This is a genomic window from Actinomycetota bacterium (genome assembly GCA_019347575.1).
Taxonomy (GTDB): domain Bacteria; phylum Actinomycetota; class Nitriliruptoria; order Nitriliruptorales; family Nitriliruptoraceae; genus JAHWKY01.
In genome coordinates, this window is the sequence record JAHWKY010000056.1 from 1 (window position 1) to 12,973 (window position 12,973).

11 protein-coding genes are annotated in these 12,973 nt (G+C 71.4%); 4 read left to right on the forward strand and 7 right to left on the reverse strand.

Annotation, left to right across the window (positions count from 1 at the left end; translation table 11 throughout):
• Positions 1-2,702, reverse strand: a 2,702-nt coding sequence (locus KY469_20970; protein MBW3665576.1) for a hypothetical protein, incomplete at its 3' end; no start/stop codon positions are given.
• 273 nt (positions 2,703-2,975) lie between these two features.
• Here KY469_20970 and KY469_20975 point away from each other — a divergent pair.
• Entirely contained in the window at positions 2,976-4,451 is a 1,476-nt protein-coding gene (locus KY469_20975; protein ID MBW3665577.1) for a S8 family peptidase, read from the forward strand.
• Positions 4,452-4,505: 54 nt separating this feature from the next.
• Here the strand turns inward: KY469_20975 and KY469_20980 are convergent, their stop codons facing one another.
• Complete coding sequence (locus KY469_20980; protein MBW3665578.1) at positions 4,506-4,916, reverse strand: DNA-binding protein; 411 nt, start codon at positions 4,914-4,916, stop codon at positions 4,506-4,508.
• Positions 4,913-5,494 carry a nucleotidyltransferase domain-containing protein gene (locus KY469_20985; protein MBW3665579.1) on the reverse strand — a complete coding sequence of 194 codons (582 nt, stop codon included), beginning with the start codon at positions 5,492-5,494 and terminating at the stop codon, positions 4,913-4,915. The genes KY469_20980 and KY469_20985 overlap by 4 nt, the downstream gene beginning before the upstream one ends.
• Before the next feature lie 318 nt (positions 5,495-5,812).
• Between KY469_20985 and KY469_20990 the strand changes: the two genes are divergently transcribed.
• A complete protein-coding gene (locus KY469_20990; protein ID MBW3665580.1) occupies positions 5,813-6,940 on the forward strand; it encodes a HAMP domain-containing histidine kinase in 1,128 nt (375 codons plus the stop codon).
• Positions 6,941-7,113: 173 nt separating this feature from the next.
• Here KY469_20990 and KY469_20995 read toward each other — a convergent pair whose 3' ends face one another.
• Both KY469_20995 and KY469_21000 read right to left on the reverse strand, forming a co-directional pair.
• Positions 7,114-7,314: a hypothetical protein gene (locus tag KY469_20995; protein MBW3665581.1), complete on the reverse strand. Its 201-nt coding sequence runs from the start codon at positions 7,312-7,314 to the stop codon at positions 7,114-7,116.
• A 193-nt stretch (positions 7,315-7,507) separates the two neighbouring features.
• On the reverse strand, positions 7,508-8,569 hold the full coding sequence (locus tag KY469_21000) for a TlpA family protein disulfide reductase (GenBank protein ID MBW3665582.1): 1,062 nt from the start codon (positions 8,567-8,569) through the stop codon (positions 7,508-7,510).
• A 348-nt stretch (positions 8,570-8,917) separates the two neighbouring features.
• Between KY469_21000 and KY469_21005 the strand changes: the two genes are divergently transcribed.
• Positions 8,918-10,474, forward strand: a complete 1,557-nt coding sequence (locus tag KY469_21005; protein MBW3665583.1) for a DUF3604 domain-containing protein — start codon at positions 8,918-8,920, stop codon at positions 10,472-10,474.
• A gap of 514 nt (positions 10,475-10,988) precedes the next feature.
• Here the strand turns inward: KY469_21005 and KY469_21010 are convergent.
• Entirely contained in the window at positions 10,989-11,696 is a 708-nt protein-coding gene (locus KY469_21010; protein MBW3665584.1) for a methyltransferase domain-containing protein, read from the reverse strand.
• A 135-nt stretch (positions 11,697-11,831) separates the two neighbouring features.
• Positions 11,832-12,584: an SDR family NAD(P)-dependent oxidoreductase gene (locus KY469_21015; protein MBW3665585.1), complete on the reverse strand. Its 753-nt coding sequence runs from the start codon at positions 12,582-12,584 to the stop codon at positions 11,832-11,834.
• Positions 12,585-12,674: 90 nt separating this feature from the next.
• Between KY469_21015 and KY469_21020 the strand changes: the two genes are divergently transcribed.
• On the forward strand, positions 12,675-12,973 hold a 299-nt coding region (locus tag KY469_21020), incomplete at its 3' end, for a ribbon-helix-helix domain-containing protein (GenBank protein MBW3665586.1).

A 12,973-nucleotide genomic window follows, 5' to 3' on the forward strand; every position in this document is an offset into this window, starting at 1 on the left:
CAGGGGCGCGCGCCGACTCTGACCGGGGCGCGGTCGCTCGGGGTGGACGTCCGTCGGGGTCGTTGGTGGTTCGGGTCCTGGTCCGTGCGCACGGCACGGTCGGGCGGGGTGGTTACGGGTCTGGTGGGTGGGTGTAGATGATGGTGTGGCCGTCGGGGGAGGTCCATGTGCAGATGAGGGTGTCGCGGTCCATGTCGACGTTCCAGCCGGCGACGTCCATGAGGGTGTGGTGGCCGTCGGTGCCGGGGCAGGCTGGGACGGTGGCGTCGAGTCGGGTGTCGCCGCCGTCGGCCCAGCTGTCCTTCTGGTGGGCGGCGTGGGTCCAGGCGGTGGGCCGGTCGCAGCCCGGGCCGCGGCAGTGGCCGTGGAGCATGGCCAGCAGCGGGCGCAGCCAGCCGGGGATGACCCGGCGGGTGCGACCGAACCCGAGGGTGCGGTAGGGACCCATGGACAGCACGGCGGTGTACTTGGCGTCTTCGAGCAGGTGGATGATGTCGGGCAGGTCGATGTCGGTGCCCGATCCCAGCCGGGTGGTGCGGGTGGCCAGGTCGGGCCGGCCGAGCAGGGTGAACAGGTCGATGAACACCAGCGCGTGCGGTGTTGCGCCCTGCACCGACGGGACGGGTCACCACCAGCGAGAAGGGCTCTGGCCATGGGGGCCCTTCGAGATTCTGGAAATCGCGTCGGTCCCGCTTGAAGTCCTGATACAGGATCACCAGCTGGCCATCTGAGTCGATGACCGGGCTGGCGGCCAGGCGGCGACGGAGGTCGCGCGCCGCGGTCGGGGCGGCGGGGAGGTCGAAGCTCACGGTCGTGCCCGTGCCCGGCGAGCTGTCGAGGTGGAGCTCGCCGCCGTGCAGGCCCGCGATGCGGCGGACCGTGACCAGGCCCAGACCGACGCCCCGGGTGCCGCGGGTGAGCACGTCGCCACCCCGCCCGAAGGCGCGCTGCGCCTCGGCCAGCACGTCCGCGGGCAGCCCCGGACCGTCGTCCGACACGGTGACGCGAACGCGATCGTCAGCGACGGCGGCGGTCACCGAGATGTGCGTGCCCGGCGGGGTGTACCGCGCGGCGTTGTCGATGAGCGCGTCGAGCGCCGCCTCGACCAGCTCGAGGTCGGCGATCACGGCGAGCTGCGGGGCGACGTCCCAGCCGATCACGTGGTCGCGCGTGATGGGCCCAGCCCGCTCCACGACCCTCGCGACCGTGTCGACCAGGGTGATGCGGACCGGATCCGGATCGTGCTCGCCCGCTCCGAGGTCGTGATAGCGGCGCATGCGCTCGGCCAGTCGTTCGAGGTCAGCGCCGTGGCGGCGGATGCGCCGCACGAAGTCGCGGCGCTGGTCGCTGCCGAGGACGTCCCACCGGTCCTCGAGCAGCTCGGCCGCGCCGCAGACGATCGTCAACGGGGTCCGCAGCTCGTGCGAGGCGGTCGCGATGAAGTCCTCCTGCAGACGCGACAGCTCCTCCACCCGTCGCCGCACCGCGGACTCGGCAGCGAAGCGACGCGCGTTACCGAGGGCGACCGCAGCCAGAGAGGCGAGCAGCTCCAGCGCCTCGAGCTGCTCGGCCGCGATCGCTCCGCCGCCGCCGTCCGCAGCGATCGCCCCGCCGCCGCCGTCCGCAGCGATCGCCCCGCCGCCGCCGTCCGCAGCGATCGCCCCGCCGTCACCCTCGGCCGCGACCGCCCCGCCGTCGGCGGCGACGAGCACGGCGATCACCTCTGACCCGTCGCCGGTGATGGGCACCGCCGCCACCGTCCTCAGGCCACGGTCACGGAGTCCGGGGAGCGGCTCGGGGCGGTCCGCGACGTCGACGACGACGCGGGTCTCGCCCGCGGCGACCACGTCCGCGACGACGCCGCCGAGCGGCAGCTCGCGCCCACGCGCCTGCGGCAGCCCGCGCTCGTGATCGCAGCGGTAGGTGCCGGAGGTCGCGTCCACGCGGTAGAGCGCGGCGGCCGGCAAGCCCAGGCCCACGGCAGCGGTCACGAGCCGCTCGATCACGTCGTCGGCCCGGAGCCGGGAGATGCTGCGCCCCGCCAGGGCGACCATCGCCAGCAGCTGAGCGCGTCGCTCGGCCAGACGCTCGGCCTGACGGGACAGCTCGGCCTGGACCCGCAGCCGTCCCGCGAGGTAGCTCGACACGACCGCCGTGATCGTCAGGACCAAGGCTCGCAGCGCCACATCCGGCCACGACACCGGCGTGGAGGACAAGGCCGAGGCCGCGGCGAACACGACGATGGACGACCAGAACAGCAGGCCCTGCTCCCAGGGTCCGAGCTGGGTGGTGAAGAACAGGATGGGGAGCACCAGCAGGAACGCGAGGTCGCTCGAGCCCCCTCCGGTGGTGGCGATCGCGCCCCCGATCAGTCCGATGTCGAACAGCGCCCACGCGGTCAGCCAGAACGCGCCCCGACGCAGCCGCTCACGCCCCCGCCGCTGAGCGAGCCACAGGACCGCGGACCGGACCAGCGCGAGCGCCCCGAGGATCCACAGGACGGTGCGGTCGAAGGGCTCCAGCGGCGCCCGGGCGACCAGGGCCGCCCCGACGACGACGGCCGCGACGGTGACGAGCGCCCCGATCCGCAGCGCACCGGGAGGATCGGTCGATGGCGGGAGGCGGCCAGGCCCGGGTGAGCACGCGAGGCGCGGGGCCGCCCAGGCGCGGTGGGAGGACCGTCGACCGGGTGACCGGTCCACCCCACCCTCCATGGCACCCCCGATCGATCCCTCACGTATCGTGACCGTACACCACCCGGAGTAACTAGGTCGCGGTTGGTCGGCCAGCGCTCGGGGCGGCCGAGTCCGGGCCCGGTCCGGGCGCGCCCCGACCCCCACTCCGTGGAGACCTGTGCTCACATGTGAGGCCAGGTCTCCACGCAGTGGGGGGTCGGCGGGGATCCGCGTCGTGGATGGGCTCGACACGGGGCGCGGCGCGCAGGAGAAGGCCCCGCAGGCGCCGAACCCCACTGCATGAGCCCAACACGCCTGTCCCGGGTCGCCACCGTCGCGGCCGCCACCATCGCCGTCATGGCGATCACCCTGCCGGCGACCGCCGACCACGGGGAGGGCCTCGTGCCACCGACCGGCCAGGCCGTGGTGGCGCTGATCGACACGGGAATCAACCCCTACCACGTGGAGTTCCGTGACGACTCCGAGCTGGCACAGCAGCACCCCTCGACCTACATCGACGGCTACCCCGAGGACGTGCCGGCGCTGCACCTGACGCTGGACGCCCCCGACTACGAGACCGCGATGCAGCGCGACTGCGAGACCTGGCGGTCGGTCGAGCGCGGGCAGCTGTACTGGATCCCGGGCACGAAGATCGTCGGGGCGGCGTCGTTCCGGAACGCCAACCCCAGCTGCGGCGCGGACGGGCTGGAGGGCCAGACCCACATCCTCGACTCGAGCGGACACGGCACGATGGTGGCCTCCCGCGCGGCCGCGAACACCTTCGGTGCCTGCCCGAGCTGCCGCATCGTCGCGGTCGAGTTCCCCACCAGCATCCCGATCGTCCTCCCGACCGGATCGGAGAACCCGGCCATCGAGGCGATCAGTTGGACCGCCGACCAGCGGGGATGGATCGACGTGCAGTCCAACTCGTGGGGCCCGTTCGTCCCGGTCTACGACCCCACCGGCGCCGGGGGGCTGCTGGGCGCCAACCCGCGGTTCGTGTCGGAGGTGGAACGCGTCTCGGCGGCGCAGCCGGCGTTCTGGGCCTCGGGCAACGGCGCCGCGTTCCGTGGCGGCGTGCTCGGTCACCCCACGTTCCTGACCCCGCACGCGACCCCGTCGGCGATCATGGTCGGCGGGCACGACTCGGGGCACGTGCAGACCTGGCCCGGCTTCCCTCCCCACCTCGTCAGCGACTCGTGCGACTCGTGGGCGGCGCAGGCCCGCACGATGGACGAGACCGGTGCCCGGGTCGGTGGTGGCACCTCCGGCGCCACGCCGTTCGTGGCCGGCGGCGGCGCCCGCATCCTCGCCGAGGCGCGCCTGCTGCTCGGCGATACCACGACGGGTCAGACCGACGGCCAGGCCGACGGCGCCGTGGTGGCCCAGGGCGAGCCCGGCGCGATCGAGGACGGCCCACTGGCCGACGGGGTCCTCACCCGCGACGAGTGGCAGCGCATCCTGTACACGACCGCGACGCCCCGACCCGAGGCGCAGTTCGAGGACGGCCCGCCGTGCGGGGTCCGCGCAGCGCCCTACAACGAGACCCCGGTGCATTGGAGCGACGTGCCCGAGGGCTTCCCCGAGTACCTCAACATCGGCTACGGGGCGGTCGACGACCCGGCCGTCGCGCTGGCGTTCCAGGTGCTGCGGGGGGAGGAGGCGCTGCCCGACCGCACCCAGACCGACCGGTACTTCCAGGCCCACCACATCCTCGGCGGCATCACCCACCAGATCTACACCGCGCCGAGCGGAGCGTTCGCGACTGCGGGGTAGCCGGGCATCGAGGAGCGCGGCGGCCGTATCGACGCGAGCTTGTTCGTCGCCCCGTCAGGCCTCGACGGCCGACCGCGCCCGCTCGTACAGGCGTCGCGCCCACGAGACCATGCGGCGTTCGTCGGCAGCGCCGACGCCGGTCAGGCCGTAGTGAGCAGCGTCCTTGCGGTCGAGCAGGCGCTGCAGATCGCGTGCCATCGCCGCACCGCCGGGGTCGACCGTGCCGAGCACATCCACGGCGCCGCGATGGTCCTGCCCTCGATGGTGGTGGCCCAGACGTGCACAGCAGGCGGCGTCCGCCGCGGCGATGCCCGAGAGGACGGCCAGCGCGGCTGCCACGCCCGCGAACTCACCGTCGTCAGCGACGAGAGCTGCGGCTTCGAGGTACGTCCTGGCCTGCGCGAGGCGTTCAAGGGCCTGCGCTCGGGTGCAGCGTGCGGTCCGCCCTCGTTGTCGTGCCGTCACCCCAGCACCTCCGACCGGTCTCCCACCAGCATCTGCAGGTCCCGCCGCCAGGCGTCCACGATCGCCCGGCCTTGGTCACGCAACATCCGTGCTTCGTCGGGGGTGAGCACCACGACCTGGCCACGGTTGCCGGTCCACCGCTCGAGGGCATCGGCGAGTCCATCGGCGAGGTCCGGCCCGGCTGGCGAAGCGGTGAGCACCACCACGTCGATGTCGCTGTCCACATCGCCGTCTCTCCGGGCGGCGGAGCCGAACAGCCCGCTGGCGACCACGTCCTCGGGGCGGTCGGCGAGCCACTGGCGGATCCGGGTCGCCACCTCCCCGTGCAGCTGCGCGAGCAACAGGATCGCAGAAGCAGCCAGGTGCTCGTGGTTGAGGGTGTACCCAGCAGGTCCGTCGTGCACGATCCCGTGCACGACCAGACGCTGCAGGACCTTGCGGACGCCGCTGAGCGATCCACGTGCGGCGCGGTCGTGTACCTGCGTGAGCGACGCGGGGGCGGTCGTCGATGCCAGCGCGGCGAGGACCGGTCCGTCGAGACTGGGGACGACGCTCCGGATGGGCAGGGACAGGTCCAACCCGACTCCTTCACTCCAGTGTCGAGTCTACACTGAAGTGCAACGGCTGCACCAGGGTGCAACAGATCGTGCCGGACAGCCGCGGCGCCCGACCCCGGATGAGGCCAAGTCTCCACGCAGGTCCGCGACCCCCGAGGCATCCCCGACCGGATCGATCGAGGTGCGCTCGCACGGGTTCCGGGATCGCGCCGTCGCAGGCGCAGGACCGGGCTCGCGGGCGGCCCGCCCGCCGCGCTGCTCGGCGCCGTTGCCGCGCTAAGGCGGCCGCGGGGAGCTGCCGATACCGCCCTGGGGGTGTTGAGCGGAACGGGGAAGAGCATGTCCAACGCCTGGATCGTGTCGGGGCTCGATCGCCTTCATCCCAGCGTGGTCGTGATCGTCACCGTGGCCCTGTTGCTCATCGCGTGGCTGGTGACGCTGGCGTCCGGAGGTACGAAGACCGCCTTCCTCCACCTGTTCTACCTGCCGATCCTCCTGTCGGCCGTCCGCTGGGGCGTCGGTAGCGCCCTGTTGACCGCGATCGCAGCCACGCTCCTCAGTGGTCCGCTGATGCCGCTCGACGTCGGAGCGGACCTGCCACAGCCGATGACGAACTGGCTGACGCGTGGAGCGTTCTTCGTGCTCGTGGGGATGTTCGTGGGTGCGTTGACCGGTTGGGTACGTGCTGCCGGCCGGCGCGAGACCGCGCTCGCCGAGCACGAACGCGATCTGGCCATCCAGCGCGCAGCGATCATCCAGACGGTCTCGCACGAGATCCGCACTCCCCTGACCGTCATCGCCGGTGTAGCCGAGCTCCTTCATCACCGCGAGGACCTGGTGTCGGAACGCGGTCGGCCTCTCGTCGACAGCCTGCAACGATCGACACTCAGGTTCCGCGCCATGGCGGACATGATGCTGGCCGCAGCAGAGGCCGGCGACGAGGCTCGTATCCATCCGGTGACCTGCACCTTGAACGACGTCGTGACCGACACGCTCTCTCACCTTCCTGGGCGGGTCGACGCCCAGCGGGTCCTCACGTCCGGTGATGCGTTGCTCGACGAGGTCCTGACCGTCCCCGAGTACGTCAAGCTCGCCCTCCGCTGCGTGATCGACAACGCGTTGCGGTTCTCGCCACCCCAGACGCCCGTCGAGGTGGTGGCGGCCCGCTGCGGCAGCCGTGTACGTATCGAGGTCCGCGACCGGGGCCCAGGCATCGATCCGACGTTCCGCGACCGTGCCTTCGAGGCTTTCACCCAGAGCGATCAGTCCACCACACGTGAGATCGAGGGCATCGGGCTAGGGCTGTACACCGCCCGCCGTCTCGTGAACCGCCTCGGTGGCACGATCGACCTCCAGCCCCGCCAGCCCACGGGGACGACCGCCACGGTCGAGATACCAGCGCCTGTCGCCGGTGATGTCGCACACGACACCGACGATGCCCGAGCACGAGCCGACCGCATCGTGTAGTACGGGTCGCTCGAGCAGCGAGGGGCCCGCGGGACGTACCGGCGACGATCACCATGCCTAGCGCCCTAGGCGGGGGCGGACGGCAGCCCCACCGATCGACGGCGGCCGGCCTTCCGTGCCGAGTTGGTCTGCACGTCCGCTCGCGCCGGTGGAAGGACGCCGGTCAGGACTCGTCAGTCGGGTGGGGGCGGCGTCGTCGCTCGTGGGTCCGACGGCTGGCGGTCCTCGACGTCGCTGGGGCTGACGTGGGCATCCTCGGCGAGGTGATCCCTGCGATCGTCCTCGTCCGTTGCGGAGCCGTCCCTTCCCGGCTCGAGGGCTTCCTCGGGGACGTCAGCGTCCTCCGCCAGGTGGCCGGTGTCGACGTCGCTCACGGTCGCCTCCTCGCTCCTCCATCAAGGTACGCGCGGGCGGTGGGTGACCCACGACCGTTCGGGCGACGGCGATCCGGTCGGACCACGCGTGGACGAAGTGCCATCACGATCCGCCCCGCCCCACGCCCCCACTGCGTGGAGACCTGTGCTCACATATGAGGCCAGGTCTCCACGCAGGCTCCGGCCGAACCGTTCAGAGCTGGCCGGGGTAGTAGTTCTCGGGGCCGGCGGCGGCGACCTCGCTGGCCCAGTCGGTGCCGTAGACCTCGCGCGCGTCCTGCAGCACCGGGCTGACGAAGTTCCACGCCTGCCGCTTGTAGGTCCAGTTGTCGGGCTGGAGGCGGTGCGCCGCGGCGAAGTGGCGCGTCGCGGCCTCCTCGCCGCCGGCCCGCCACAGGTGCTGGCCGAGCTCGAAGTGGGCGGCGGCGAGCGAGTGCTCGACGGGGCGCGGACGGCTCGCGGCGAGCACCTCGCCCGGCGTCAGCGCGAACGCGCTGTCGGGACCTCGGGCGACCCAGTCGCGGACGGCCTCGAGGTAGCGCTCGGGGCGGATCCGGAGCTGGGCGGTGACCTCCAGCGCGCGGTGGACGTAGGGATCGACGTCCTCGGGCAGCTCCAGGCTCGCCATCTGCTCGCGGAACACCGCCTTGCCCGGCCACGCGGGCCCGGGCGGCCGCACGATCACGCCGGCCTCGTCGATCCACACGCCGCTGGGCACGTTGACGACGCCGAGCAGCGCCCCGAGGCGGTGCTCCTGGTCGATCAGCGACGGGTGGGAGGGGTTCGCCGCGTCGATCCACGGCGCCGCCGCGTCGACGCCGCCGACGTCCATGGCGACGGTGACGACCTCGAGCCCCTCCAGCTCCTCATGCACCTCCTGCCACACGGGCAGGTCGAAGCGGCACCCTCACCAGGACGCCCACGCGACCAGCAGCACCTTCCGGCCGCGCAGCTCCGCCAGCGCGACCGGCTCGCCGTGCCGGTCGGGCAGGGTCAGGTCGGGCGCGGCCGCGGACGTCAGCGCGTGGCCGCCGACCGTCTCGGGGCCGAGCGCCCACAGGTCGGCGTCGGCGTCGTGGACCAGACCCATCCCGAGGCGCTCGGCCACGACCTCGACGTCGAGGTCGCCGTCGTCCGACGCGGCGTCGCGAAGCGGCACGCACAGCTCGCCCTTGCACGCGCCCTCCGGCTTCAGCTCCCAGCCGGTGGCGCGCTCGAACGTCGCAGCGTCGAGGGTCGTCGAGGTCAGGATCACGATCGCACCATACCCAGCAGCCACGGCACTCGACCTGACGGAGCGACGTCACGGCTCGGCGCCGGGACGTGACGTGGTGCTCGCCTGACTTCCTATCGGCTGGCCGGGGTCGTCGGTGTGCAGCGCCAGGGACCGGGCGTGGCGCGTCCTGGGGCGTGTCGGAACGACCGCGTCAACGTGAAGAGGTGGGAGCGGGACGGCCACCGGATCGGTGCCGAGCAGCGTGTGGTGGCCGCGATGGTCGAGGGTCTCACGTACCGAGAGAGCGGCCAACGACCATACGTCTCCCGGCGGACCGTCCCGGTCCCCGGATAGCCTCCTCATGGTTGCCGAGAGGGGGAGCTTGCGGTGGACCGTCGGACGTTCCTGCGCGCATCCACGGCGGCCGGTGGCGGACTGCTGATCGCTCGCCCGCTCGGGGCGCTGGCACAGTCCCACCTGCCGAGCGAGACCACGACCGGCGCCGCGCGGGCCTCCCGCCTGTTCCCGGCTACGGGCCAGTTCGTCGTCCACTCCGACCTGCACAACCACAGCATCATCTCCGAGGACGCCGTCGGCGACCCCGAGGCCGCCTACGCGCAGATGCGCGCGCGCGGGATCGACGTCGCCTCACTCACCGAGCACGCGGTCGCCGGCAAGCTCATGGAGAACTTCGCCGCGTTCTGCGAGCACTCCGGTGAGTGCCGCCGCATCCAGGCCATGACCGACGAGGACTGGCAGCGCCTGGCCGGCATCGCCGACGCGGCGAACGACCCTGGGGCGTTCGTGTCGTTCCGCGGGTTCGAGTGGACCACCGGCACGCTCGGCCACATCAACGTCTGGTTCTCCGAGAAGTGGACCGACGCCTGGAACACCGCGAGTCTGGTCACCCCGCGGGGTGGCACCCAGCTGTCGGCGCTGATCCCCGGCGCCCCGCCCGAGCTGACCGAGGCGTTCGCCAACGCGCCCGACACGGCCGAGATGGACCTGTTCTACGACTGGCTGACCTCCGACCCGGGCCGGCCGGTGCTCGAGGGCGGCAACGACGGGCTCGCCGGGTTCAACCACCCGAACTCGCAATGGGGCAACTTCAAGGACTTCGAGTACTTCGAGCAGGCGGTCGACCGGATGGTCAGCTGCGAGGCGATGAACTACGACCAGGACTTCTTCTTCAAGGGCGTGGACGAGGGTCGCGGGTGGCCGCTGCAACGCATCCTCGACGCCGGCTGGCGGGTGGGGTTCCTGGGGGTCAGCGACGAGCACGGCGAGACCTACGGCCACCCCGATGCCGCACGCGGCGGCCTCTGGGTCACCGAGCTGACCCGACAGGGCGTCCGCAACGCGCTGGCCACCCGGCGCATGTTCGCCACCTTCGAACCCGGTCTGCGGCTGGACATGGCGGTGAGCGGGATCCCGATGGGGCAGCGCCACGAACTCACCAACGGACCGGTCGAGGTCACGCTCGACGTCGATGCAGGACCCGACCTGCACGGCCGGCAGCTCGTCGTGCAGGTCGTGCGCCCCGGCGGTGACGAGCCCCTCCTCGCGCACGAGGAGGAGATCGTCGTCCGACCCGCCCCGGCCCCGATGCCGTCGATGATGGTCGAGGTCGACGGGACCGAGGGGGACTGGCTGTTCGTGCGGATCGTCGACCCCGACCGTGCGCCGTCGGACGCCGCGATCGGGGACTGGGACGCGTCCGGCGGGGTGCTGGCCTACACCAGTCCGGTGTGGTTCACGGCCGACGGGGCGCCGCCGGCGGCGCCCACCGGGCCGGACTCGTTCGCGGCACCCGCCGCCCCGCCGCCGCCGGGCCAGCAGCTGGCGGCCCCACTGCCGGTCTCCGGCGGGGGAGCGGCACTGGGCGGGGCGGTGGCGCTGGGTCTCGCGGCGATGCTGAGGAGGCAGCTGGCACATCGGGACTGACCTGCCCACCCGCCGTCACGAGCCCGCTTCACGCCTCGCGGATCAGCACCAGGTGCGTGCACGGCTTCGGACAGGCGCTGGACGATCGTCCAGACCACGCCAGTACGCAACGCCTGGTGGCGACTTCCGGGAGCTGCGAAGCGGTCGGGCCGTCCTCGGAGCCGGCACCTGGCGTCAGGGACGAAGCCGCGACACCGGGATCCCGTGCCGTGCGACCACGTCCCAGGCGACCGGCGGCAGGAACTCCAGGGTCGCGTCGGCGATGTCGTCGCCGATTCGATCCTCACGCTCATCGAGCGTCTACTCGACGCGCATGAGCTCGAGTAGTTCAGCCGTTGCGTCGCGATCGTCGAGCCCCAGCGCGTACGTGTCCGTCGACCCGACGACCTCGAGCGCCGATATAGCCTCGACTCCCCGTGGGATGACGTTATGAGCGGGATCGTCTGGCCCGGCCATCCCCACTTGGTCGCGCGACAACCACGGCGTTGCGCGGCGAAGTACCAGACGTGCTCTTCTACTCCGCTCGACCCACCGCGAGATAGAGCGCTCCGAACACCTTCGTTTCGAACCGGAACCCATCCGTATGGCGGCGAAGCGCCTTCCAGGGCCGGACCTGTACGTAGGCATCGCTCACGCCGAAGGGTCTGCCAAGCGCGATCCCGAGGTCCACCGCCCAGCTCGGCCAGCTCGGGGGTCGGCGCAGACCCATGACTGCGATCCGACCACCGGTTGCGGATAGTGCCCGGCACGCACGGGCGATCACCTCGTCGTGCTCCGGGATTATCTCGAGTGCGAAGGTGGACAGCACGCCGTGGAGGTCGTCGGGGAACGCGAACCCTCGCACATCGTCCTGCACCAACTCCACGTTGCTGAGCCCGGCACGGGTGATCCGTTCGCGGGCTCGGGCCAGCATCTGTGGCGAAAGGTCGACGCCTACCACCCGGCCCGTGGGTCCGACGACACGAGCCAACGCCGGCAGGTTCACGCCGGTCCCGCATCCCACATCCACGACAGTGTCGCCCGGACGCAGGTCCAGCAACCGCATGCCACGCTCAGCGAGTCGTCGGCTGCCGACGGCCCGGTACACCGACGCGAGGGCGTCGTAGCTCGGGGCGAGCTGATCGTACAGGCGCTGGACGGCCCGAGCATCGAGGATCCCCTGCTCTCGCTGTACCTGCTCCGGCACCAGGCGGCGCCACAGCAGCGCTGCGCCGGCCGCCATTGCCGCACCGATCGCGTAGGTCCTCGTGCGGATGGGTGCCCTCCCCCTCACCACGACCATAGTTGCCGCAGGAGTCGACTACGGGCGCCGTCCTCAAGGCATGAGCCGCGTCCTAACCACGGTTCTCGCTGTTGTTCACGTCGGTGTGGGCGTCAGGTCGACCCACTGGATGCCCTCACCAGCAGTGATCTGGACAATCTCTCCCGCGCGCGAGTCATCGCTGATGATCTCGACGATGAGATCGGCGATGCTCTGGGGGGTGAGGATGCTGCCGGTCCTTCGGGCTTCTGCGAGCGCCTCCTTACCGAGCGGCTTGGCCATGTCGGTGTCGACAAGCTCGGGGCAGATGGCGTTGACCCGGATGCTCTTCTCCACGGCCAGGGAGGTCAGCGAGCGCGTGAACGTCACGACACCGGCTTTGGCTGCTCCATAGATGGGAGCAGCAGCCATCGGGTACAGAGCGATGAGCGACGACATGTTGATGATCGCGCCTCCCCGGCCGGTCATCGCCCGGATGGCCTGGCGGGTGGCGTCGATCACGGCAACGAGGTCGACCTCGATGACTTGACGCCAGTCGCTGCCTTCGTCTGCGAGCCATCGGTTGTCTCCACCGATACCGGCGATGTTGCAGACTACGTCGAGTCCTCCGAACTCCTCGCGGGCATGACCGAGCGCGGTGGCCACATCGTTGGGACGAGTCACGTCGCAGACGTGCCGCAGTGCACGTCCGCCCGCCCGACCGATGTCCTCCACGGTGCGCGCGGCGGACGATGCGTCGATGTCCACGGCGACTACGGCGGCGCCGAGGTCCGCCAGGGTCACCGCGGTCGCGCGGCCGATTCCTCCACCAGCACCCGATACCAGTGCCACCTTGCCGCCCAGATCCACATCAACTCCTCTTCGTCGTGACTAACAACCGACGAGGATGCCCTCAACCAGGGGAAGCCGCTCCCTCCGGCTCATCTCACCCGCGCAACTATGCGCGGTCGGCGTGACCGGCTCGCGCCGCGGATATCCACGGTTCACGCGCAAGCCGCAAGATTCATACACTGTTATACTCTTTCGAGGCGAGGAGGCCCCCCCTTGGTACAGCGAACATCGAAGGTGCTATCGGTATCAGTCCCTCCGGACCTGGCCCGAGACTTCGAACGGCTGGCGGAGCAGCAGGGCGGCAACAAGAGCGAGCTGTTCCGCGAGATGTTGCGCGTCTACCAGGCCTACCAGGAGACCGGACGCTTCGAGATCCTCCAGCGCTATGGCGCCGCGCGCGCCCGTGC

What these genes read in the sequence shown, in the direction of transcription:
- KY469_21010 (MBW3665584.1), bottom strand. Translation starts at nt 11,696, where the DNA reads ATGGCGGCCGGCGCAGCGCTGCTGTGGCGCCGCCTGGTGCCGGAGCAG.
- KY469_20990 (MBW3665580.1), top strand. Translation starts at nt 5,813, where the DNA reads ATGTCCAACGCCTGGATCGTGTCGGGGCTCGATCGCCTTCATCCCAGC.
- KY469_20975 (MBW3665577.1), top strand. Translation starts at nt 2,976, where the DNA reads ATGAGCCCAACACGCCTGTCCCGGGTCGCCACCGTCGCGGCCGCCACC.